The organism is Mycobacterium sp. 5-140-3-2, assembly GCF_035666375.1.
Lineage (GTDB): Bacteria > Actinomycetota > Actinomycetes > Mycobacteriales > Mycobacteriaceae > Mycobacterium > Mycobacterium intracellulare.
This window is the reverse complement of record NZ_CP142025.1, coordinates 4970450-4993575: the sequence shown is the minus strand read 5'-3', so window position 1 is coordinate 4993575 and position 23126 is coordinate 4970450. Positions and strand designations below refer to the sequence as shown.

22 protein-coding genes and 1 pseudogene are annotated in these 23126 nt (G+C 67.8%); 12 read left to right on the top strand and 11 right to left on the bottom strand.

Annotated elements, in window-relative coordinates; translation table 11 throughout:
• Window positions 1-145 precede the first annotated feature (145 nt).
• On the top strand, window positions 146-1771 hold the full coding sequence (gene groL / locus P6281_RS23415; RefSeq protein ID WP_008261313.1) for a chaperonin GroEL: 1626 nt from the start codon (window positions 146-148) through the stop codon (window positions 1769-1771).
• A 291-nt stretch (window positions 1772-2062) separates the two neighbouring features.
• Window positions 2063-2887: an SDR family NAD(P)-dependent oxidoreductase gene (locus P6281_RS23410; protein ID WP_014385883.1), complete on the top strand. Its 825-nt coding sequence runs from the start codon at window positions 2063-2065 to the stop codon at window positions 2885-2887.
• On the opposite strand, the gene P6281_RS23405 is transcribed toward P6281_RS23410, so the two are convergent.
• The 4 genes and pseudogenes from P6281_RS23405 to P6281_RS23390 form a co-directional block, all read right to left on the bottom strand.
• Window positions 2876-3439 carry a carboxymuconolactone decarboxylase family protein gene (locus P6281_RS23405; RefSeq protein ID WP_014385882.1) on the bottom strand — a complete coding sequence of 188 codons (564 nt, stop codon included), beginning with the start codon at window positions 3437-3439 and terminating at the stop codon, window positions 2876-2878. The genes P6281_RS23410 and P6281_RS23405 overlap by 12 nt on opposite strands.
• Before the next feature lie 74 nt (window positions 3440-3513).
• Window positions 3514-3915 carry a hypothetical protein gene (locus P6281_RS23400; protein ID WP_008261307.1) on the bottom strand — a complete coding sequence of 134 codons (402 nt, stop codon included), beginning with the start codon at window positions 3913-3915 and terminating at the stop codon, window positions 3514-3516.
• Window positions 3916-3977: 62 nt separating this feature from the next.
• Window positions 3978-4598 (bottom strand): annotated as a pseudogene (locus tag P6281_RS23395) (PPE family protein); the annotation flags it as partial.
• Between the two features lie 39 nt (window positions 4599-4637).
• Entirely contained in the window at window positions 4638-6368 is a 1731-nt protein-coding gene (locus P6281_RS23390; protein WP_008261303.1) for an N-acyl-D-amino-acid deacylase family protein, read from the bottom strand.
• Between the two features lie 47 nt (window positions 6369-6415).
• On the opposite strand from P6281_RS23390, the gene P6281_RS23385 reads away from it, so the two are divergent.
• The 3 genes from P6281_RS23385 to P6281_RS23375 are packed head-to-tail and all read left to right on the top strand — an operon-like array spanning window position 6416 to window position 8181.
• A complete protein-coding gene (locus P6281_RS23385; RefSeq protein WP_008261301.1) occupies window positions 6416-6787 on the top strand; it encodes a VOC family protein in 372 nt (123 codons plus the stop codon).
• 10 nt (window positions 6788-6797) lie between these two features.
• The gene (locus P6281_RS23380) at window positions 6798-7316 is read left to right on the top strand and encodes a mycothiol transferase (protein ID WP_008261300.1); all 519 of its coding nucleotides are present in this window, start codon (window positions 6798-6800) and stop codon (window positions 7314-7316) included.
• Window positions 7317-7326: 10 nt separating this feature from the next.
• Window positions 7327-8181 carry a hypothetical protein gene (locus P6281_RS23375; RefSeq protein WP_014385881.1) on the top strand — a complete coding sequence of 285 codons (855 nt, stop codon included), beginning with the start codon at window positions 7327-7329 and terminating at the stop codon, window positions 8179-8181.
• Between the two features lie 9 nt (window positions 8182-8190).
• Here P6281_RS23375 and P6281_RS23370 read toward each other — a convergent pair whose 3' ends face one another.
• Entirely contained in the window at window positions 8191-9933 is a 1743-nt protein-coding gene (locus P6281_RS23370; RefSeq protein ID WP_008261296.1) for a cytochrome c biogenesis protein DipZ, read from the bottom strand.
• A gap of 112 nt (window positions 9934-10045) precedes the next feature.
• Between P6281_RS23370 and P6281_RS23365 the strand changes: the two genes are divergently transcribed.
• The 3 genes from P6281_RS23365 to P6281_RS23355 all read left to right on the top strand — a co-directional run bounded on the left by P6281_RS23365 (window position 10046) and on the right by P6281_RS23355 (window position 14285).
• Window positions 10046-10732: a TetR family transcriptional regulator gene (locus P6281_RS23365; RefSeq protein ID WP_085976859.1), complete on the top strand. Its 687-nt coding sequence runs from the start codon at window positions 10046-10048 to the stop codon at window positions 10730-10732.
• Window positions 10733-10809: 77 nt separating this feature from the next.
• A complete protein-coding gene (locus tag P6281_RS23360) occupies window positions 10810-11358 on the top strand; it encodes an MmpS family transport accessory protein (RefSeq protein ID WP_324738536.1) in 549 nt (182 codons plus the stop codon).
• Window positions 11355-14285 (top strand): MMPL/RND family transporter, encoded by a 2931-nt coding sequence (locus P6281_RS23355; RefSeq protein WP_009953516.1) that lies wholly within the window; start codon window positions 11355-11357, stop codon window positions 14283-14285. Before P6281_RS23360 ends, P6281_RS23355 begins: the two co-directional genes overlap by 4 nt.
• Window positions 14286-14318: 33 nt before the next feature.
• On the opposite strand, the gene nrdF is transcribed toward P6281_RS23355, so the two are convergent.
• The 6 genes from nrdF to P6281_RS23325 form a co-directional block, all read right to left on the bottom strand.
• On the bottom strand, window positions 14319-15287 hold the full coding sequence (gene nrdF / locus P6281_RS23350) for a class 1b ribonucleoside-diphosphate reductase subunit beta (RefSeq protein WP_008261290.1): 969 nt from the start codon (window positions 15285-15287) through the stop codon (window positions 14319-14321).
• Window positions 15284-15931 (bottom strand): superoxide dismutase, encoded by a 648-nt coding sequence (locus P6281_RS23345; protein ID WP_008261287.1) that lies wholly within the window; start codon window positions 15929-15931, stop codon window positions 15284-15286. The genes nrdF and P6281_RS23345 overlap by 4 nt, the downstream gene beginning before the upstream one ends.
• Before the next feature lie 247 nt (window positions 15932-16178).
• The gene (locus tag P6281_RS23340; protein ID WP_008261284.1) at window positions 16179-16631 is read right to left on the bottom strand and encodes a DUF5078 domain-containing protein; all 453 of its coding nucleotides are present in this window, start codon (window positions 16629-16631) and stop codon (window positions 16179-16181) included.
• A 79-nt stretch (window positions 16632-16710) separates the two neighbouring features.
• The gene (locus P6281_RS23335) at window positions 16711-17622 is read right to left on the bottom strand and encodes a crotonase/enoyl-CoA hydratase family protein (RefSeq protein WP_008261283.1); all 912 of its coding nucleotides are present in this window, start codon (window positions 17620-17622) and stop codon (window positions 16711-16713) included.
• A 7-nt stretch (window positions 17623-17629) separates the two neighbouring features.
• Window positions 17630-17941, bottom strand: a complete 312-nt coding sequence (locus P6281_RS23330; RefSeq protein ID WP_008261279.1) for a hypothetical protein — start codon at window positions 17939-17941, stop codon at window positions 17630-17632.
• A gap of 10 nt (window positions 17942-17951) precedes the next feature.
• A complete protein-coding gene (locus tag P6281_RS23325) occupies window positions 17952-20132 on the bottom strand; it encodes a prolyl oligopeptidase family serine peptidase (RefSeq protein WP_324738535.1) in 2181 nt (726 codons plus the stop codon).
• Window positions 20133-20197: 65 nt separating this feature from the next.
• Here P6281_RS23325 and exaC point away from each other — a divergent pair, with 65 nt between their 5' ends.
• From exaC to P6281_RS23305, 4 genes are read left to right on the top strand one after another with little or no spacing between them, the layout of a single operon-like run.
• Window positions 20198-21721, top strand: coding sequence for an acetaldehyde dehydrogenase ExaC (exaC, locus tag P6281_RS23320; RefSeq protein WP_008261276.1), 1524 nt, complete (start codon window positions 20198-20200; stop codon window positions 21719-21721).
• 28 nt (window positions 21722-21749) lie between these two features.
• Window positions 21750-22256, top strand: a complete 507-nt coding sequence (locus tag P6281_RS23315) for a DUF779 domain-containing protein (RefSeq protein WP_050782791.1) — start codon at window positions 21750-21752, stop codon at window positions 22254-22256.
• Window positions 22257-22275: 19 nt separating this feature from the next.
• Window positions 22276-22554, top strand: a complete 279-nt coding sequence (locus tag P6281_RS23310; protein WP_026071173.1) for a putative holin — start codon at window positions 22276-22278, stop codon at window positions 22552-22554.
• Window positions 22547-23119 (top strand): hypothetical protein, encoded by a 573-nt coding sequence (locus P6281_RS23305; protein WP_008261270.1) that lies wholly within the window; start codon window positions 22547-22549, stop codon window positions 23117-23119. Before P6281_RS23310 ends, P6281_RS23305 begins: the two co-directional genes overlap by 8 nt.
• Window positions 23120-23126: the final 7 nt, after the last annotated feature.

Here is a 23126-nt window from a genome sequence, read left to right as displayed (position 1 = left end):
GAGTGCTAAGAATGACTTGGCACTCGCGACCAGTGAGTGCTAGGTCGGGACGGTGAGACCAGGTCCAACGACAGCCCGGTCGTCCGTCGCGGGCACTGCACCCGGCCAGAACGTGTCATCCCCAATCCGGAGGAATCACTTCGCAATGGCCAAGACAATTGCGTATGACGAAGAGGCCCGCCGTGGCCTCGAGCGGGGGCTCAACGCCCTCGCCGACGCGGTAAAGGTGACGTTGGGCCCCAAGGGTCGCAACGTCGTCCTGGAGAAGAAGTGGGGTGCCCCCACGATCACCAACGATGGTGTGTCCATCGCCAAGGAGATCGAGCTGGAGGACCCGTACGAAAAGATCGGCGCCGAGCTGGTCAAGGAAGTCGCCAAGAAGACCGACGACGTCGCCGGTGACGGCACGACGACGGCCACGGTGCTGGCTCAGGCGTTGGTCCGCGAGGGCCTGCGTAACGTCGCCGCCGGCGCCAACCCGCTGGGTCTCAAGCGCGGCATCGAGAAGGCCGTCGAGAAGGTCACCGAGACCCTGCTCAAGTCGGCCAAGGAGGTCGAGACCAAGGACCAGATCGCTGCCACCGCGGCGATTTCGGCGGGCGACCAGTCGATCGGTGACCTGATCGCCGAGGCGATGGACAAGGTCGGCAACGAGGGCGTCATCACCGTCGAGGAGTCCAACACCTTCGGCCTGCAGCTGGAGCTCACCGAGGGCATGCGGTTCGACAAGGGCTACATCTCGGGCTACTTCGTCACCGACGCCGAGCGTCAGGAAGCCGTCCTCGAGGACCCCTTCATCCTGCTGGTCAGCTCCAAGGTGTCGACGGTCAAGGACCTGCTGCCGCTGCTGGAGAAGGTCATCCAGGCCGGTAAGCCGCTGCTGATCATCGCCGAGGACGTCGAGGGTGAGGCTCTGAGCACCCTGGTCGTCAACAAGATCCGCGGCACCTTCAAGTCGGTGGCCGTCAAGGCCCCCGGCTTCGGTGACCGCCGCAAGGCGATGCTGCAGGACATGGCCATCCTCACCGGTGGTCAGGTCATCAGCGAAGAGGTCGGCCTGTCGCTGGAGAGCGCCGACGTCGCCCTGCTGGGTAAGGCCCGCAAGGTCGTCGTCACCAAGGACGAGACCACCATCGTCGAGGGCGCCGGTGACTCCGACGCCATCGCCGGCCGGGTGGCCCAGATCCGCAGCGAGATCGAGAACAGCGACTCCGACTACGACCGCGAGAAGCTGCAGGAGCGCCTGGCCAAGCTGGCCGGCGGTGTTGCGGTGATCAAGGCCGGGGCCGCGACCGAGGTCGAGCTCAAGGAGCGCAAGCACCGCATCGAGGACGCCGTGCGCAACGCCAAGGCGGCCGTGGAGGAGGGCATCGTCGCCGGTGGTGGCGTGGCCCTGCTGCACGCCACCCCGTCGCTGGACGAGCTGAAGCTCACCGGTGACGAGGCGACCGGCGCCAACATCGTCCGCGTCGCGCTCGAGGCTCCGCTGAAGCAGATCGCCTTCAACGGTGGTCTGGAGCCCGGCGTGGTGGCCGAGAAGGTCCGCAACTCGCCCGCCGGTACCGGCTTGAACGCCGCCACCGGTGAGTACGAGGACCTGCTCAAGGCCGGCGTCGCCGACCCGGTGAAGGTGACCCGTTCGGCGCTGCAGAACGCCGCGTCGATCGCGGGCCTGTTCCTGACGACCGAGGCCGTCGTCGCTGACAAGCCGGAGAAGGCCGCCGCTCCCGTCGGCGACCCGACCGGTGGCATGGGCGGCATGGACTTCTAAAAAGTCGCCAACGAAAAAACCCGGCCCTCACAAGGGGCCGGGTTTTTTCGTGGCGATGGCGCCGAGCGTGAGCTCACGGCGGGCTTTTCGCGATTCTCCCGCCCTGGTTTCACGTTCGGCGGGTACGCCGCCGCGGCGCGCATCGAGTGTGAGCTCAGGGCTTTGGGTGTGAGCTCACGGCGAGCTTTTCGCGATTTTCCCGCCCTGGTTTCACTCGCGAAGCCCTGGCCTCACACTCGACGCCCAGAGTGCACACTCGAGGCGCCTGGCCGGCCTTGTACGTTTGAACGCGTGGCGCTTCCCGCTCCCTCACCCACCAGCACCGCCGTCGTGACGGGCGCGTCGTCGGGCATCGGCGCCGACATCGCCCGCGAGTTGGCCGACCGCGGCCACGGCGTGACGCTCGTCGCCCGCCGCGAAGACCGGCTGCGCGATCTGGCCGACGAACTCGCCGGCCGAGTGCGCGTCGAGGTGATCGCCTGCGACGTCGCGGATTCCGCCGCCCGCGCCGGCCTGTTCGACGAGGTCGAGCGCCGCGGCCTGACGGCCGACATCCTGGTCAACAACGCCGGCATCGGCACCATGGGCTCGGTGACGAAAATTCCCGTGGCCGACGAGATCGCGCAGGTGCGGGTCAACGTCGAGGCCGTCATCGACCTGAGCACCCGCGCGGTCCAGCGGATGGTGCCGCGCGGCCGCGGCGCGATCCTCAACGTCGGCTCAACCGCCGGCTACCAACCCTTCCCCGGGCAGGTCGGGTACGCGGCCACCAAGGCGTTCGTCAACAACTACACCCAAGGGCTGCGCGGTGAACTCGCCGGCACCGGCGTCACCGTCGTGCTGCTGTGTCCCGGCCCGGTGCGCACCGAGTTCGTGAAGAGCGCCGGCATGGACGAGCGCGACTTCGCCGACGCGTTCCCGAAGTTCATGTGGAAGCCGTCGCGTGAGGTGGCGCGCGCCGGGGTCGACGCGCTCGAGAGCGACCGCCCAACCGTGATCCCCGGCCTGCCTAGCCAGATCAGCACCCGCCTGTTCCAGTTCATGCCGCGACGAGTGCTGCTGCCGCTGTTGAAGAGTCAGCATCCGAGCCTGCGCAGGGACCGGTCAGCCGGCTGACCCCGGCCAGGGCCGCATCCAGCCCTCCACCGGAAGCGCGAGCGCGTTGCACAGCGTGCAGATCGTGCGGTACCAACCGACGGCCGTGAGCAATTCGATGCGCTGTTCGTCGTCCAGAAAGTCGCCGAGCGCTTCCCATGTCGCCTCCGACCACGAGCCGATGCGCTCGCACTCGTCGACCGCCGCGATCAGCGTCCGCTCGGCCGGGCCCCACCGCGGGTCGTCGGCCCCCGCCAACACTAGCGCGTCGCACTCGTCGTCGCTGACGCCGGCGATCGGGCCCCAGAAGGCGGCCTGCCCGCCCCACTCGTAGGCGCAGCGCAGCAGCGCGCAGATGCGAAGGATGGCGATGGTCCGCGTCCGGGGCGGCAAAAGCGCTGCGGTGTAAAGGGATTCGCCGAGTTTGCGCAGCCGGGAGGCCAGCACCGGATGGCGCTGCAGGCAACGCACCAACAGCAGCGGCTCGTAGGTGCGGTCCGGGTGGCCCCAGCTGTTGATGCCGGCGGCATCCTCTTCGCTCCACGGCGGGGCGAGGGGCGCGATGCGGCTCACGGATGAGACTGTACGGCCCTAGGCCGATGGCGGCGACCCGCTGCGCCCGGCTAGGCCGATGGCGGCGATCGCTGCTAGGCCGGCAGCGAGAACACCACACAGTCGTGCAGGCAGCCCCGGGCCGCATCGGGGGAGTCGGCGTCGCGGTGCAGCAGCGCGCGGGTGGGCGTCACCGTGAGCCGCACCGCGTCACCGGCTCCGCCTTCGGGCGACACCTCGGCCGCGCCGTCGACGATCAGCGAGTAGCCGCCCGGTTCGGCCGGGGGCCACAGCAGGGTGACGTCGCGGCGCCGGGCCAGGTTCTGCTGCGTGCGGCCGCCGATGAGACCGACCTCGAGGGTCTGTCCGCGCAACTCGGGTTCGACCGTCACGGTGTGCGAGCGGTATTCGTCGTCGACGGTGATCAGGTACGCGTACGGGTAATCGACGAGCGCGTCGGCGAGCGCCGCGAAATCGACTTTCTTCTTGCTGCGCATGATGTCCCAGGATAGGCGCGAACCGATGCGGCCCCGCGCTACTGCGGCGCCGGGGGCGTGAGGAACCCGGCGATGCGCGACGTGTAGCCGCGGGCGACGGCGCCGGAACTGGCGGGCCGCGTGACCGCGGTGGTGGTGTTGGAGAACCCGAGGTTTTGCAGTACCTCGTTCCAGGGCGGCAACTTCGCCACGGCCGCCGACGCGTCGGCGTGATACCCGAACATCGCCGCCACGTCCGAGGCCCACATCTGGTCGTAGGCCGCCTCGATGTCGGCGATCGCCGGGGTGTTCTGGCCCAGATGATTGTTGGCCGCCAACGCCCGCACCAGGGCCCGGTTGGCCGCCACCACCGCGGGCTGCACCGTGGCCGCCAGCGCCACCTCGAACGCGGTCGCGATGGCCGAGGCCTGGTGGGACACCTCTTCCGCCTGCGCGGCCGCCGCGGAAAGCCAACTCACGTATTGGCTGGCGACCGTCATCATGGCCGCCGACGACGCGCCCTGCCACGACCCGCTGGCCAGATCCGACGTCACCGAAGAAAAGGACGACGCCGACGACGCCAACTCCCCGGCGAGCCCGTCCCACGCCGCCGCGGCAGCAAGCAGCGGCCCGGGACCAGGACCGGAGAAAATTAGTGCCGAGTTGACTTCCGGCGGCAACCACGCAAAATGCGGGTTCGTCACGGGACCCAACTTAGCTGGTATATGCCACTTTTGGTGGCGTTATTGCAAGGGCGCCGGAGCGGGCTGACGGCCCCGCACCAACTTGCCCGGACGGGCGGCGGTGGGGACGCCATATTCAGCGATGATTTCCCCGGACACGATCGTGGCGACATACCCGTCCGCCGTCTGGTCCAGGCGTCGCCCGCCGGCGGGCAGGTCGTAGGTGATGACCGGCTTGTGCAGGCGCAGGGCGGCGTGGTCGATGACGTTGAGATCGGCCTTGTAGCCCACGGCGATACGGCCGCGATCGCTCAGCCCGGCGATGCGCGCCGGCACCGAGGTGAGCTCGCGAACCGCCTCGGGCACCGTGAACCGTCCGGCCTTGCGGTCCCGCGCCCAGTGCGTCAGGAAGTACGTCGAGTAGCTGGCGTCGCAGATCATGCCGTAGTGCGCGCCGCCGTCGCCGAGGCCGAGCACCACGTCGTCGCGGTGCAACAGCTCCCCGACGGTGTCCAGCGAGTTGCCCTGCAGGTTGCTGGTCGCGACCAGCAGCATGGCTTTGCCGTCGTCGTCGAGCAGCCTGTCGTAGGCCTCCTCCATCGGCTCCACGCCCTTGGCGCGGGCGCGGGCACCGATGCTGGTCGACGGGTCGGGCTCGTAGTCGGGGTCCTCGCCCAGCGGGTAGATCCAGTCCCACATCTGGGCCACGTACAGGATCGGGTGGCCCTGCCCCGGCTTGTCGGCCAGGATGCGGGCGCGGACCTCGGGCTTGCGCATCTCGGCGACCCGCTCGGCCAGCGGCAGGTGCGCGATTTCGCGGTAGCTGGGGTAGAGCACGAAGGGGTTCGCCGACAGCTGCAGCCCGATGATCAACCCGATGGGCCGCGGCAACAGCTGCGCGGTGATGTCCCCGCCCGCGGCGTTGGCCTTCTCGATCATGGTGATGGCGTCCGGCCACGACGGGTCACCCGAATTGGCGACGACGAGGGTGAAGGTCAGCGGCAGCCCGACGTCCTCGGCAACGTCGAACACCGTCTGCAGCACGGGCTGGTAGCCGCCGGCCGGGATGTCGGGGACGAACTGCAGCAGGCCGCCGCCGCCGTCCACGACGCCGCGGGCGATCTGCTCGATCTCCTCGCGGGCGGCGTCGTAACTCGGTATGGGCGAACCACTTTCGGTCTTGTGGATGGTCAACCGCGACGAGGCGAAGCCCAGCGCGCCGGCCTCGATCGCCTCCTTGGCCAACGCCCGCATCTTCGCCAGGTCGTCCTCGGTGGCCGGCTCGCGGTCGGCGCCGCGCTGCCCCATCACGTACACGCGCAGCGGCGAGTGCGGCAGGTACGCGGCCACATCGATGTCACGCTTGCCGGCATCGAGGGCGTCCATGTATTCGGGGAAGGTTTCCCACGTCCACGGCAGGCCGTCGGTCATCACGACGCCCGGGATGTCTTCGACGCCGGCCATCACGTCGACCAGGACGTCGTGGTCGGACTGGCGGCACGGCGCGAAGCCGACCCCGCAGTTGCCCATCACCACCGTCGTCACCCCGTGCGCCGACGACGGCGTCAGGCGCTCCGACCAGATGGACTGGCCGTCGTAGTGGGTGTGCAGGTCGACGAAGCCGGGCGTGACCAACAGCCCGGTGGCGTCGATCTCGCGGTTCGCCGCGGCGCCGTTCACGTCGCCGACCGCCTTGATGACGTTGTCGGCCACCGCCACGTCACCGACGTACGGCTCACCCCCCAGCCCGTCGACGATGGTGCCGTTGCGGATGATGAGGTCGTAAGTCATCCAAACAATCTACGACCGTGGCGGCGGCTCGTGCCAGGATCTTCTCCGTGATCGACCACGTGGGCATCAACTGCGCCGACTACGCAAAGTCCCAGCGGTTCTACGACGCGGTGCTGGAGACGCTGGGCTTCTCCCGGCAGCTGGATGTGGGCCCCGCCATCGGGTATGGCCGTGGGGGCAAGCCGACCTTCTGGATCTCAGGCGCGCTGGCCGGACCCAATCGCGAGGTTCACCTGGCGTTCGAGGCGCCCGACGAGGACGCCGTGCGCGCCTTCTATCGGGTGGCCGTGGAGTTGGGCGCCGAACCGCTGCACGAGCCGAGGCTCTGGCCGGAATACCACCCCGGCTACTTCGGCGCGTTCGTGCGCGACCCCGACGGCAACAACGTCGAGGCTGTCTTCCACGGCGCGCTCCCGTAGTGTCGCGAGTATGGCCCGCACCGACGATGCCGCCGTAATCCAAGACCTCCTGCGCGACGCCTTCACCCGGTTGATCGAACACGTCGACGAGATCACCGAGGGATTGACCGAGGAGGTGTCGTCCTATCGGCCGACCCCGGACGCCAACAGCATCGCGTGGCTGCTCTGGCACAGCGCGCGGGTGCAGGACCTCCAGCTGGCCGACGTGGCCGGGGTCGAGCAGGTCTGGCTGCGCGACGGGTGGGTGGACCGGTTCGGACTGGACCTGCCACAGGGCGACATGGGCTACGGGCATTCGCCCGACGACGTCGCCAAGGTGAAGGCGCCCGCGGACCTGCTGTCCGGCTACTACCACGCGGTGCACGAGCTCACCCTCGAATACCTCAGCGGGATCACCGCCGAGGAGCTAGCCCGCGTCGTGGACACCAACTGGGATCCGCCGGTGACGGCCAGCGCCCGGTTGGTCAGCATCATCGACGACTGCGCCCAGCACCTCGGGCAGGCCGCGTACGTGCGGGGGATTGCGTAGATTCGCAGGCGTGCGATTCGCGGCGAGCGTGCTGTTGTGGCTCATCACCACGCTGGCGCTGGCGGTGGCCATCCCCGCGGCGTGGACGCAGCTGCACGTCGTCGACGCCGACGGCTACGCGGCGCTGGCGCGCGGGGCGGCGGCCGACCCGGACCTGCAGTCCGCCATGGCGGCCGAACTGACCACGCGGGCAATGGCTCTCATCGCCGAACACGGCGGGGGCCGTTATCCCGTCGACAGCTCCGACGTGCACGATGCCGCCAGCGCTTTCACCGCCGGGCCAACCTTCCCGCCGCTGTTCGCCCAGGCCAACCGCGCGGCGCACGGCTGGCTGTTCGGTGACCCGGGGGGCGGCGAGAACGGCGATCAGTGGGCGGTCGACGTCGCCCCGATGCTGGGCGACGACTCGATCCGGCCGCTGCTCAGCCGTTACAACGTGACGGTTCCCGCGAAACTGGCTGTCCCGCTGACGGTTTCGATGCCACAAGCGATGCGTCAGGGGCGGCTGAGCCGGCTATCCACCTGGGGGCCGTGGGTGAGCGTGGGGGCGGCGGCGTTGTGCGGGGTCTGCGCGCTGCTCACGCTGGCCGCCGCGCGCCGGCGCGGCAAGGCGCTCAGCAGCCTGGGGGTGTCCGCCCTGCTCGTCGGCGCGGCCGGGTGGGCCGGCCTCGAGGTCGCCGGCCGCTACGTCGACAAGGCGCTCAACCGCACCACCGGCGACATCCGGCGCGTCGCCGAGGCGATGGTCGGACACGCCGAAGCCGGTCTGCACCAATGGCTCAACGTCACGCTGCTGGCCGGCGCCGCCCTGGTGGGACTCGGCGTGGTCGTCGCGATGGTCGGCAGTCTGTGGAAGAAGTCGTGAGCCGCCCCGCTACCCGAACGTGAACGAGAAGACCTGCAGGCCCTTGCTGACCCGCATGTCCAGCTGGTCGCGGTGCGCGGAGTCGTCGGCGACGATCCGGTGCAACGTGGGCGCCCCGCCGATCGGTGTGGTGGTGGTCGTGCCGTCCCGGGTCACGGTGAGCGTGCCGGTGCCGCCGATGACGGCGTAGACGTCCTTCGCGGTGTAGTTCAGCCGGACGGTGGCGTCGTCGCCCTCGGCGGTGGCGCCCTGATCGTCCAGGGTCCAGCGCCCGCGCAGGGCGAACTTGTCGTCGGCCAGGGTCGGCGGAAAGCTCAGCGTGACGGTGCCCGACGTGTAATCGCCGGTGCCGCCGTAGTTTCCGGACCTTTCGACACCGAGGTAGGTTTCGGGCGTGAGCCGGGTCTGCGGGGTGGTGTCGGCCGAACTCGTCGGCGCGGGCAGCGGCGCGCCGGGGTGGGCGTCCGCGAGCAGTTGGCGGATCAGTTTTTCGGTGCCGTCGTAGTCGCCTTCCCCGAACTTCGTGTGCCGCACTTGCCCGTTCGCGTCGATCAGGTATTCGGCCGGCCAGTACAGGTTGTGGAAGTTGTTCCACGTCGCGTAGTCGTTGTCCAGGGCGATGGGGTAGGGGATGTGCAGGTCGGCGGCGCCGCTGGCCACGTTCTCGGGGACCCGCTCGAACGCGTACTCCGGCGTATGCACCCCGATGACGACGAATCCGGCGTCGTGATACCTGTTGTACCAATCGATTACGTGCGGGATCGCGCGTTGGCAGTTGATGCACGAGTAGGCCCAGAAGTCGATCAACACGACCTTGCCGCGCACCTCGGCGGGGTCCAGCGGCTTGCCGTCCGGGGTGTTGAGCCACCCGGTGACGCCGGTCAGGGCGGGCGCGGGCCCGCACTGTTGCAGCTCGTCCGAACCGCTGGAGCAGTCGCTGAGCGCCCCCTCGACGGTGACGCTGGGCGGGCTCAGCGCCAGCCCGGTGCCGCGGTTCGGCTGCTGCGCGGGGGTGGGGTTTAGGCTGTGCCCGATGTCGTTGGCGCCCAGCTTGTTCTGCATCGCCGTCGTGTAGTCGGGGACGGCCCGCTGCAGCATCGCCGGCAGGTTGAACACCAGCGCCACGGCCAGCACGATCATCGCGATCCCGCCGGCGATCTGAATCGCACGCTGCCGTCGGCGGAACGCGGCGACGCGCTCGGCGACGCGGCGCCCGGCCAGCGCGAAGGCCAACAGCGGCACGGCATTTCCGAGGGCGAAGGTCGCGGTCAACACCAGCGCGCCCGGACCGATCGACGAGGTTCCGCCGGCGACCACGATCGCCGCGAGCACCGGACCGGCGCACGGCACGTAGAGCGCGCCCAACGTCAGACCGAGACCGAAACCGTCTGCGTTGGCGCCGATTTGGCGCTGCGGGAGGTAGGCGAACGGCCGTTCGATCAGGTGCTGCACCGGCGGGAAGATCAGCCCCAGGCCGATGAGGGTCAACACCACCAGGGCGGCCCACCGGATCGCGTCCTGCGGCAGGTGCAGCGCCGTCAGCAGCGCGGAGCCGAGCAGGGTGGCCAGGCTGAAGCTGCACACCAGCCCCGCGATCACCAGATACGGGCGGGACACCGAACTCACGCGGCGGGAGTCGGCTCGGGTACCGCCCGCACCGGACAGCAGGATCACCGGGAGCACCGGCAGGATGCACGGCGAGATGCCGGTGATCAGCCCGCCGAGAAACCCGATCAGGGCGATGGTCTGCACGCGCTATTTCCAAGGACGCGACGGGAGCATGGTTCCACCTTTACCCGTTCGCGCCGCCGACGAGAGTGACCTCGCACAAATCACGCAACGTGCGTTATACAAATCACACGACGTGCGTTACGCTCTTCCGGTGGCGCAACTGACATTCCAGCGTGCCCGCACCGAGGAAAAGAAGCGCCAACGTGCGGAGGCCCTCGTGGAAGCCGCACGCTCGCTGGCGATGGAGACGGGCGTCGCGTCGGTCACCCTGACCGCGGTGGCGAGCCGCGCCGGAATTCACTATTCGGCGGTGCGCCGCTACTTCACCTCGCACAAGGAAGTGCTGCTGCGCCTGTCCGCCGAGGGGTGGGTGCGGTGGTCGAACACCGTGTCGGACAAGCTGGCCGAGCCCGGCGCCAAATCGCCGTCGCGCATCGCCGGGACGCTGGCCGAGGCGCTGGCCGACGATCCGCTGTTCTGCGACCTGCTGGCCAACCTGCACCTGCACCTGGAGCACGAGGTGGACGCGGAGCGGGTCATCGAGGTCAGGCGCATCAGCACCGCCGCCACGCGCTCGCTCGCCGATGCCATCGAGAGGGCGCTGCCCGAGCTCGGGCGGTCGGGGTCGCTCGATATCCTGCTGGCCGCGTACTCGCTGGCGGCCACCCTGTGGCAGGTCGCGAACCCGCCGGCGGATCTCACTGACGTCTACGCCGAGGAGCCGGAAGTGGCTCCGCCGGAGTGGAATCTGGACTTCGCGACCGCGCTGACGCGCCTGCTGACTGCCACGTGCATCGGGCTCATCGCGGAAGCCGCATGAACTCAGGGAGGGAGGCCGGTAACGCTGTGGCTTGGCGATCTTCAACCGGTGAACACGGGAAGGGACTTGGAGCGCCCATGACGACGACTGAGCCAAGGACCGAGCCGCTGCGGCAGCAGGGCTCCGCCGGCGGGGAGGGCGAAAAGGCCGCTCCGCAGCGCGCCAAGAAAAAGGGGGTTTTGGGGCGTTTCTGGCTGGTGCTCACGATCGCGGCTGTCGTCGCGCTGTCGGGTTTCGTCGTGTACCGGTTGCACGGCGTCTTCGGCGTTCACCGCGGTTCGTTCGGTGGTGGCACCTCGGGTGAGGTCCTCGACGAGTTCAACGCCAAGACGATCACGCTCCAGGTCTGGGGCCCGCCGGGCAGCACGGCCACCATCAACTACCTCGACGAAAATTCCCATCCGCAGCAGGCCCTCAACGTGCCCTTGCCCTGGAGCAAAGTATTGAGTTCAACGAAGCCCGGCATCCCGGCAAACCTGGTGGCGCAAGGCGACGGCAGTTGGATCGCCTGCCAGTTCGTGGTGAACAAGCACGACGGAAGCGGTGACGTCATCAAGACGCCGAATCGCTCGGATCCCAACCAAACCGTGAACGCCTTCGTCTATTGCCTGGACAAGTCCGCATGAGCGAGCCGGGCGAGGTTCCGCCGCGCGTCGATCAGCCGCTGATCCCGCCGTTCCTGCCGCGGATGATCCACAAGCTGGCCCTGCCGATCGTCCTGGTGTGGTTGGGCATCGTGTTCGTCACCAACACCGTGGCCCCGCAGCTGGAGGTCGTCGCCAAAACCCACTCGGTGTCGATGAGTCCGACCGACGCGGCGTCCTTCCAGTCGATGATGAAGGTCGGGTCGACGTTCAAAGAGTTCAACTCCGACAACTCGGCCATGATCCTGCTGGAGGGCGACAAGCCACTCGGGGCCGAAGCGCACCGCTACTACGACGAGATCGTCAGGCGCGTCGAGCAAGACAAGAAACACGTCCAGCACGTCCAGGATTTCTGGAGTGATCCGCTCACGGCGGCGGGTTCCCAGAGCCACGACCAAAAGGCGGCGTACGTCCAGGTTTACCTCGCCGGCAACATGGGCGGCGGCCTGGCGAACGAGTCCGCCGCGGCCGTCCGCAAGATCGTGGACTCGGTACCCGCGCCGCCGGGAATCAAGGCATACGTCACCGGCGCGGGTCCGCTGTTCGCCGATCAATCCCACGCGGGTGAGAAGGGCGTAGCGAAGGTCACGCTCGTCACGTTCTTGGTGATCATCTTGATGCTGCTGTTCGTCTATCGGTCGGCGATCACCATGCTGATCATGCTCGTCATGGTGTTCATCGAACTGGCGGCGGCCCGTGGCGTCGTCGCGGTCCTGGGAAACTACGGGATCATCGGGCTTTCCACCTTCGCCAACAACATGCTGGTGCTGATGGCGATCGCTGCCGGGACCGACTACGCGATCTTCGTGGTCGGCCGCTACCACGAGGCCCGTGGTCTGGGCGAATCGCGCGAAAAAGCGTTCTACACCATGTTCCACAGCACCGCGCATGTCGTGCTCGGGTCGGGATTGACCATCGCCGGCGCGATGTACTGCCTGAGCTTCTGCCGGCTGCCGTACTTCCAGACGCTGGGCGTGCCGTGCGCGGTCGGCATGCTGGTGGCGGTTCTAGCGGCGTTGACGCTGGGCCCGGCGGTGTTGACGGTGGCGTCGTTCTTCAAGCTCATGGACCCGAAGCGCAAGCTGCAGACCCGGGGCTGGCGTCGCATGGGCACCGCGGTGGTCCGCTGGCCCGCACCCGTTCTCGCGGTGACCATCGCGGTCGCGTTGGTCGGTCTGCTCGCCCTGCCCGGTTACAAGACGGACTACGACAACCGCCACTTCCTGCCGGCGGACACCCCGGCCAATGTCGGTTATGCCGCCGCGGATCGGCACTTCGACCAGGCTCGGCTCAATCCCGAGCTGTTGATGATCGAGACCGATCACGACCTGCGTAACCCGGCCGACTTCCTGGTCTTGGACAAGGTCGCCAAGGCGGTGTTCCACATCCCGGGTATCGGCCGGGTGCAGACCATCACCCGGCCGTTGGGCACGCCGCTCGACCACAGCACCCTCGGGTTTCAGATGGGCGCGCAAGCCGCGGGGCGGATCCAGACCCAGCACTACCAAGAGGAGCAGGCGAACAATCTGCTCAAGCAGGCCGACGAGCTGCACAAGACGATGGCAACGCTGCACGAGCAGATGCAGGTGACCCAGGATCTGAGCAACACCACGCACGAAACCACCAGGCTCACCAAGGAAACCGTGCAGATCACCGAGAGGTTGCGCGACGACATCGCCAACTTCGACGACTTCCTCCGGCCGATCCGCAGCTACTTCTACTGGGAGAAGCACTGCTACGACATCCCGGCCTGCTGGGCACTCCGGTCGGTCTTCAACGCGCTCGACGGCATCGACCAGGTGGCCGAGAACATCGTGAACCTGAGCGCGAACCTGGACAAGCTGGATCGGATCCAGCCCAAGCTGGTGGCGCTGATCCCCCCGCAGATCGAGAGCCAGCAGCGCAACCTCGACACCATCATGTCGAATTACGCGATCACACAGGGACTTAACGAACAGGCGAAAGCGCAGGCCGACAACGCCACCGCGCAGGGCGATGCCTTCGACAAGGCGAAGAACGACGACACGTTCTACCTTCCGCCGGAGGCGTTCAAGAGCCCGGATTTCGCGCGGGGTCTCAAGCAGTTCATATCGCCGAACGGGCACGCCGTCCGGCTGATCATCTCCCACGAAGGCGACCCGGCGACCCCCGAAGGCATCAACCACATCGAGCCGATCAAGCAGGCCGTGCACGAGGCGATCAAGGGCACCCCCTGGGAGGGCGCCAAGGTCTACCTCGGCGGCACCGCGGCGACGTACAAGGACATGCACGACGGCTCCGACATCGACCTGATCATCGCCGGAATCGCCGCGGCCACTTTGATTTTCGTCATCATGCTGGTGATCACCCGAAGCGTCGTGGCGGCCGTCGTGATCGTCGGCACGGTGTTGCTGTCGCTGGGCGCCTCGTTCGGACTCTCCGTGCTCTTATGGCAGTACATCCTGGGTTTGAAGTTGCACTGGATGGTGCTGGCGATGGCGGTTATCCTGCTGCTGGCGGTCGGCTCGGACTACAACCTGCTGCTGATATCGCGGTTCAAAGAGGAAATCCACGCCGGGCTCAAGACCGGGACGATCCGCGCGATGGCCGGTTCGGGCTCGGTGGTCACCTCCGCCGGTCTGGTGTTCGCCGCGACGATGGCCACGTTCATGTTCAGCCCGCTGCTGGTGATGGCCCAGGTGGGTACGACGATCGCGCTGGGTCTGCTGTTCGACACCTTGATCGTGCGGTCGTTCATGACACCGTCGCTGGCCACCTTGCTCGGGCGCTGGTTCTGGTGGCCGCAGCACGTGCGGCCACGGCCGGCCAGCACCATGCTGCGACCGTACGGACCGCGTCCCGCGGTGCGCGAGCTGATCCTCAACGACGTCGAGGAGCACCCGCCGGGCGGATTGGTACAGCCGCGCTGATCCTACGAAGCGTGAGCAGCCCGCTGCGGGTGGTCAGAAGTCCCAGTCCGCGTCCTCGGTGGCCTGGTGGGAGCCGATGACATAGGAGCTGCCCGACCCGGAGAAGAAGTCATGGTTCTCGCCGGCGCCGGGATCGAGCGCCGAGAGCACCGCTGGGTTCACCCGGCAGTCCGAGGGCCCGAACATCGGCTCGTACCCGAGGTTGGCCAGGGCCCGGTTCGCGTTGAACCGCATGTAGGGCAGTACGTCGTCGGTCCAGCCCAGGCCGTCGTACAGATCGTGGGCATAATCAATCTCGTTGGTGTACAACGCATTCAGCAGCTCGTAGGTGTACTCGCGGTGGCCGGACCGCTCTGATTCCGAAAGCTCGGCGAGTCCGCACTGACACTTGTAGCCGATGTAGAAGCCGTGCACGGCTTCGTCGCGGATGATTAGCCGGATGATGTCGGCGGTGTTGGTGAGCTTGCCGCGCGAGGACCAGTACATCGGCAGGTAGAAACCGGAGTAGAACAGAAACGATTCCAGCATGACCGACGCCGCCTTGCGTTTGAGGGCGTCGTCCCCGCGGTAATAGTCGACGACGATCTGAGCCTTGCGCTGCAGGTGCGGATTGCGCTCGGACCAGTCGAAGGCGTCGTCGATCTGGCGGGTGGAGCACAGCGTCGAAAAGATCGAACTGTAGCTCTTGGCGTGGACCGATTCCATGAACGCGATGTTGGTCAGCACCGCCTCCTCGTGGGGCGTGACCGCATCGGCGATCATCGACACCGCGCCGACGGTGGCCTGCGTCGTATCGAGCAACGTGAGCCCGGTGAACACTCGCACGGTCGTCTGCTGCTCCTGCGCGGTCAGCGTCTGCCATGACGCCGAGTCGTTGGACAGCGGCACCTTCTCCGGCAGCCAGAAGTTGCCCGTCAGCCGATCCCATACCTGCGCGTCCTTGGGGTCGGGCAGGCGATTCCAGTTGACCGCCCGCATTCGATCCACCGATCGGATGCTCATCGCGCGCCGCCGATCTCGTCGCTGCTGTGTAGCCCGGACAGGTCGCCGCGGCGAGCGGCCTCGAAGCGGACGGCGACGTCGGCCCAATTCACGATGGACCACAGCCTGTCGACGTAGTCGGCCTTGACGTTGCGGTACTGCAGGTAGAACGCGTGCTCCCAGGCGTCGAACACCAGCAGCGGAGTGCTGGTGATCGCCACGCTGACGTGGTGATCGTGAATCTGGTGCACGACCAGACGACGCCCGATCGGGTCCCACGCCAGCGCACCCCACCCCGAACCCTGCACGCTGGAGGTGGCCCCGGTCATCTCGGCGCGGAACGCCTCGAATCCGCCGAAGAACTCGTCGATGGCGGCGGCCAGTTCCCCCTCGGGCCTTTCGGCGGCCTCCGGCGAGAGATTCGTCCAAAAGATCGAGTGCAAGGCATGGCCGGCGAGGTGAAACGCCAGCGTCCGCTCCAGGCCCGGCAAGTGGGCGAGGTTGCGCTCGGCACGCGCCTCGGCGAGCTGGTCGACGGTCGAGTTGGCGCCCTTGACGTAGGCGGCGTGATGCGCGTCGTGGTGCAGCTGCATGATCTCGCCGCTGATCGCGGGCTCGAGCGCACCGTAGTCATAGGTCAGGTCGGGCAGGACGTAGTGGGGCATGGCTCTCCCTCGTCGGTGTGGGCTGTCGTCCGAACATACCGCGAGATTTCGGGTAGCCAAATAATTTGTTCCGAGGTACCGTAATTCGTGTCGGTGGGTGTACCGACAGCCACGCGGCCCGCACCGGTTCTCCGGTGCGGGCCGTACCTTTCAGTGGTGAAACGGCAGCAGGGCACACCAAAAGACTCAGCGCCCAGGAGGAGATTCCTGGGCGCTGGGTGGGTGAATACCGCTTATGCCGTGAGGATTACGACCAGTTCCACACCGACATGTCGCCGGGCGGGTAGGTGTTGCAGATGTCGGTGGCCTTGGCGACCACGCCCTTGTTGTTCCAGAAGATCTTCATGTGGTTGGGCCAGGCCAACCACAGCGGATCGGCCTGTGGCGCATAGAAGTTCTCGGAGTAGTTCCGGCGGTCGGCCGGCGACAACGCATAGAACCAGTGGGCCTTGTCGATGGCGGCCTGGTTCACGTTGGGGTGGTTGTTGAAGTCGATCATGTAGCGCTGGTAGTACACCGGGCTGGTGTCCCGGGTTGCCGCCAGGATCTGCTCAGCATCACATGTGGTGTTGATCATCCGGCGGGGGATCGGGAAGTCCTCCGTGGAGTCGGCTACCGCGGTCGACGGGAAGATCGCAGCGGTAACACCCAGAGCAAGGAACACAGCGCCTGCACGCAGGCCGGTACTCAGCCGAGACATAGCAGTTACGGTAGCACTTTTTGGCCGGACGCGGATATTTCCCAGCTGACTGCCAGGGGATCTCTAGCCTGTCTCAGTATCAGTCCCGATCAGGGACGATGACGTGTGACGGGTCCGGCCGCAGCTCCGGCGGGGCCTGGCTGTAGTCCCCGAACGGGCCGTCGCGGCGCTCGACGGCGGCGCGCACGCCCTCGTCCTCCGCGATCTTGATGAAGCCCAGGGCGTCGGGCGTATTGCGCATCAGGCCGTCGAGGATGCCGCCCAGCGTCTGGGTGGAGGCCAGGCCCATGTTCTCGTAGGCCTGGTTAACGATCAGCTTTTGCGCCTGCAACTGCGACAAGGGGATCTGCGCCAGTTCGGCCGCGATCTCGGCCACCCGCGCTTCGAGGCGCTCGAAGGGCACCGCCTCGTTGATCAGCTCGATCTCCGCGGCCTGCACGCCGGTCAGGGGACGCCCGGTCAGCGAGTGCCACTTCACCTTGGCCAGGCTCAGCCGGTAGAGCCACATCCCGGTCAGGTACGCGCCCCACATCCTGCTGTAGGGGGTGCCGATCACGGCGTCCTCGCTGGCGATGACGAGATCGGCGCACAGCGCGTAGTCGCTGGCACCGCCCACGCACCAGCCGTGCACCTGGGCGATCACCGGTTTGGACGCCCGCCAGATGGCCATGAACTTTTGCGTCGGCCCGGTCTCGCGGGCGCTGACCATCGCGAAGTCCTTGCCGGGATCCCACTTTCCGTCGCTCATCATGGATTCGCCCCAGTGCTGGAAACCGCCGCCGAAGTCGTAGCCGCCGGAGAACGCCCGGCCCGCCCCGCGCAGCACGATGACCTTGACGGCCGGGTCGCGCTCGGCCAGGCCGACCGCGGCCTCGATCTCGTCGGGCATGGGCGGCACGATCGTGTTCAGCTGCTCGGGCCGGTTCAGCGTGATGGTGGCCACCGGGCCGGCCGTGCGGTAGAGCAGGGTCTGGAAGTCGCTGCTTGGCATGGCGTCCTTAAGGGTCGGGCTGCCGGTTTTCCGGTGACGAGGCGTAGATCCGCCCGGCGATCTTCAGATACGGCGTGGTGAGGTAGGCCGAGAAGGCGACGATGGCCGAAAAGATCGCCGCCACGACGACCCCGTTGGGCCACAGCTGGCCGGTCCCCACCGCGAAGCAGGCGATGCCGATGATCGCAGTCGCCCAGTAGAACCGCCGGCCCGCGCGACGGTCGTTGATGAAGCGGTACCGTGCCTGGGCCGCCGACGCCAGGATGAAGATCAGCCCGGTCGCCAACAGGGTGAGTTCGATGCGCTGCGCCGCTGACACGTCGTTGATCCTATGACTGCGTGCGCCCGCCCAGCATCTGCCATAGGAACGAGTAGGTCAGCGCCGACTTGAAGGCGACCTGCTCGTTGTCGGCCGCGCCGGCGTGGCCGCCCTCGATGTTCTCGTAGTAGAACACCGGGTGGCCGGCGGCCTCGAGGGCCGCGGTCATCTTGCGGGCGTGCCCCGGATGCACCCGGTCGTCGCGGGTGGACGTGGTCATCAGCACCGGCGGGTACCGGCGCGTCGCCGAAATGTTTTGGTAGGGCGAGTATTCGGCGATGAATTTCCAATCGTCGGGGTTGTCCGGGTCACCGTACTCGGCCACCCACGACGCGCCGGCCAGCAGCAGGTGGTAGCGCTTCATGTCCAGCAGCGGGACGCTGCACACCAGCGCGCCGAATTTCTCCGGGTACTGGGTCAGCATGATGCCCATCAGCAGGCCGCCGTTGCTGCCGCCCTGCGCGCCGAGCTGCTCGACGCGTGTGATGCCGCGGTCCACCAAATCGGTTGCCACGGCGGCGAAGTCCTCGGCGACCTTGTGCCGGCCCTCGCGTATCGCCTGGGTGTGCCACTCGGGGCCGTATTCGCCGCCGCCGCGGATGTTGGCCAACACGTACGTGCCGCCGCGGGCCAGCCACAGCCGCCCCAGCACGCCGCTGTAACCGGGCGTGTTCGACGATTCGAATCCGCCGTAGCCGTAGAGCAGGGTGGGCGCCGGTCCGTCGGACGCCGGGCCGGCGGGCCGCACCACGAAGTAGGGGATCGGCGTGCCGTCCTTCGACTTCACGAAGTTCTGTGTCACGGAGATGTTTTCGGCATCGAAGAACGCCGGGGCGGACTTGAGCTGTTCGAGGGCCCCGTCGTCGGTGCCCCGCATCAGCCGGGACGGTGTGTCGAATCCACTGGAATCCAGGAAGAACTCGTCGCCGGTGTCGTCGGCGGAGACGACGACGGTGTTGGTGGCGGCCGGGATCCCGGCCACGGGTTCGCGGCGCCAGGATGCCCGTGACGATCGCAAGCGCGGCGGAGCCGGGCGCAGCGGGTCGTCACCCGATGCCCGTGACGATCGCAAGCGCGGCGGAGCCGGGCGCAGCGGGTCGTCACCCGATGGCCGTGACGGCGTGACGATCTCGACGCGACTGGCCACGTCCACCAGCGAGACGATCACCAGCCGGTCGCGGGTCCACGCGTAGTGGTTGAGCGCCGTGTGTTCGTCGGGTTCGAAGACCACCTGCAATTGCGCTGTGCCGGCGAGGAATTCCTCGTAGTCGGCGGCCAGTAGCGACCCGGCGCCATAGGTGGTGTCGCCGAAGAACCAATCGCTGCGCAGCTCGACCAGCAGCCATTCGCGGTGCAGGCTCACGCTGGCGTCGGTGGGGGTGTCGATGCGGATGAGTTCCGGGCCGCGCAGCTCGTAGAGTTCTTCGTTCCAGAAGTCCAGCGCCCGCCCGATCAGGGTGCGCTCGTACCCGGGGATCCTGCTGGCGCTGGCCGCCACGTTCACGTCGGAACGGGCGCCCTCGAAGACGGTCTCGGCCTCGGCCAGGGGTGTGCCCCGGCGCCACCGCTTGACCACCCGCGGGTAGCCCGAATCGGTGAGCGTGTCGGGCCCGAAGTCGGTGCCGACCAGGACGGTGTCGGGGTCTTCCCAGCTGACCTGCGACTTGGCTTCCGGAAGTTCGAATCCGTCGGTGACGAATTCCCTTGTCAGCATGTCGAATTCGCGCACGATCGAGGCGTCCGAGCCGCCGCGGGAGAGGCTGACCAGCGCGTGGGTGTACTCGGGGTAGATGACGGCGGCGCCGGCCCACACCCATTTCTCGCCGTCGACCCGGCCCAGTTCGTCGACGTCGATCAGCACGTCCCACTCGGGGGTATCGGTGCGGTAGCTGTCCAGCGTGGTGCGCCGCCACAGCCCGCGGGGGTTGGCCGCGTCACGCCAGAAGTTGTAGAGGTACTCGCCGCGGCGCACCACGTAGGGGATGCGGGCGTCGGTGTCGAGCACCTCGAGCGCCTCGGTGCGCATCCGCTCGAAATCGGTGTCGCGGAAGCGCGCCAGCGTCGGCTCGTTGCGCGCCCGCACCCAATCCAGCGCCTCGTCGCCGGTGACGTCCTCGAGCCAGAGGTAGGGGTCTTCGCTGTCCTGCGGGTCGGTGCGCGTGTGCGGCGTCGTGGAAGCGTTGGAAGCCATGGAAGCCATTGTGGCCACGGCGGTACTGTGAGGTGTATTACACAGCCGAACGAGGAGTGAGAGCAGTGACCGTTTTCGCACGTCCAGGTGCCGCCGGGGCGTTGATGTCGTATGAGTCTCGCTACGAGAACTTCATCGGGGGGCAGTGGGTTCCGCCGGCGCGGGGGCGCTACTTCGAGAACCCGACACCGGTCACCGGCCAGACGTTCTGCGAGGTGGCCCGTTCGGATGAGGCCGACGTCGACAAGGCGCTCGACGCCGCCCACGCGGCCGCGCCGGCGTGGGGTAAGACGGCGCCGGCCGAGCGCGCCGCGATCCTGAACAAGATCGCCGACCGCATCGACGAACACACCGCCGCGCTGGCGGTGGCCGAGGTCTGGGACAACGGCAAGCCGATCCGCGAGGCGCTGGCCGCCGACATCCCCTTGGCGGCCGACCACTTCCGGTACTTCGCCGCGGCGCTGCGCGCCCAGGAGGGCTCGCTGAGCCAGATCGACGACGACACCGTCGCCTACCACTTCCACGAGCCGCTCGGCGTGGTCGGGCAGATCATCCCGTGGAACTTCCCCATCCTGATGGGCGCCTGGAAGCTGGCGCCCGCGTTGGCCGCCGGCAACGCGGTGGTGCTCAAACCCGCTGAGCAGACGCCGGTTTCGGTGCTCTACCTGATGTCGCTGATCGGCGATCTGCTGCCGCCCGGGGTGATCAACGTCGTCAGTGGGTTCGGCGCCGAGGCCGGTAAGCCGCTGGCATCGAGCAACCGGATCGCCAAGATCGCGTTCACCGGCGAGACCACCACGGGGCGACTGATCATGCAGTACGCGTCGCAGAACCTGATCCCGGTCACCCTCGAACTCGGGGGCAAGAGCCCCAACATCTTCTTCTCCGATGTGATGGCCAAGGCCGACGACTATCAGGACAAGGCTCTGGAGGGCTTCACGATGTTCGCCCTCAACCAGGGCGAGGTGTGCACCTGCCCGTCGCGCAGCCTGGTCCAGGCCGACATCTACGACGAGTTCCTGGAGCTGGCCGCGATCCGCACCAAGGCGGTCCGGCAGGGCGACCCGCTGGACTCCGAGACCATGCTGGGGTCGCAGGCGTCCAACGACCAGCTGGAAAAGGTGTTGTCCTACATCGAAATCGGCAAGGACGAGGGCGCCAAGGTGATCACCGGAGGCGAACGCGCCGAGCTCGGCGGCGACCTGTCCGGCGGCTTCTACATGCAGCCCACCATCCTGGGCGGCGACAACTCGATGCGGGTCTTCCAGGAGGAGATCTTCGGGCCGGTGGTGGCGGTGACGTCGTTCTCCGATTACGACGACGCCATGTCGATCGCCAACGACACCCTCTACGGCCTGGGGGCGGGGGTGTGGAGCCGCGACGGCAACACCGCCTACCGGGCCGGGCGCGACATCCAGGCCGGCCGGGTGTGGGTGAACTGCTACCACGTCTATCCCGCCCACGCGGCGTTCGGCGGCTACAAGCAGTCCGGCATCGGCCGGGAGAACCACAAGATGATGCTGGACCACTATCAGCAGACCAAGAACATGCTGGTGTCCTACTCCGAGAAGGCGCAAGGGTTCTTCTGACGCGCCGGCGACGATGCAGAGCGAAGCGATGAGTGGAAGCGGCGCGAGGGGTCTCGCGCCCGCCGGAGTGGCCATCACCGCCCCGGCCGCCGAGGTACTGACGCGGCTGCAGGCGGCGCACGGCCCGGTGATGTTCCACCAGTCCGGCGGCTGCTGCGACGGCTCGTCGCCGATGTGCTACCCGCTCGGCGACTTCCTGGTCGGCGATCGCGACGTCCTGCTCGGCGTGCTCGACGTCGGACCCGACGGCGTGCCGGTGTGGATTTCGGGCCCGCAGTACGCGGCCCACTATCGCGACAAGCACACCCAGTTGGTGATCGACGTGGTGCCCGGCCGCGGCGGCGGGTTCAGCCTGGAGGCACCCGACGGCGTCCGGTTCCTGTCCCGCGGCCGCGTCTTCACCGCCGAAGAACAGGCGTCTTTGGCCGGCGCGCCGGTCATCACGGGCGCCGGTTACGAGCGGGGTGAACGGCCCGCGACACGCGGTCCGGTGGTGGCCGGCGCGGGCGCGCAGACATGCCCTGCGCCTCGGTGACCGCAGTACAGTCGAGAAAGTGATTCCCCTGCCCCGTCCCTGGTTACTGGCCGGCGCCATGCTGATCGGAAGCGCGGTCGGGGCCCTGGCGTGCGTGGCGTACACCGTCGTGGTCCACGCCAGCGTCCGCCCGGACATCGCGATCGCGTCGGTGGTTGGCATCCCCAGCGTCGTCGGGCTGACGATGATCCTGTTCTCCGGGCGCCGCTGGGTCACCGCGCTGGGCGCGTTCATCCTGGCGGCGGCGCCGGGCTGGTTCGGTGTGCTCGTCGCGTTGCGGGTGACCGCCGGTGCCTGACGACAAGGACGCCGCGAGCCCAGGGACCGAGGCCTTCGTGCCGGACTTCTCCGACGATGAACGCGAGACCGAGGACACCGGGACCCAGTCCTGGGTCCCCGATTTCGACGACGACTCCGACTCCGAGATCGCGGACACCGGCGAGCGGCCGGCGGCCACCGAGCCCGAACCCGGCGAGCCAGAACCGGAGGCCGCCACCGGATCCGCCGTCCCGGTGCAGTCGGTCACCGTCCCCGGTCGCTACTTCTACGTCAAGTGGTGGAAGTTGGCCCTGATGCTGCTGGGCGTGTGGGCCGCCGCGGCCGTGGTCGGGCTGGGTTTGTTCTCGTGGTGGTACGGCTCGATCGACAAGACTCCGGCGCTGTTCGCGGTGCTGGTCTACGTGGCGGTGTGCGTGGTCGGCGGCGTGATGCTCGCGATGGTGCACGGCAGGCCGCTGGTTTCCGCGCTGTCGGTGGCGCTGATGTCGGGGCCGTTCGCCGCCGTGGCCGGCGCGGCACCCCTGTACGGCTATTACTACTGCGAGCGAGTGGGCCACTGCCTGGTCGGCGTCATTCCGTATTGACCTGATT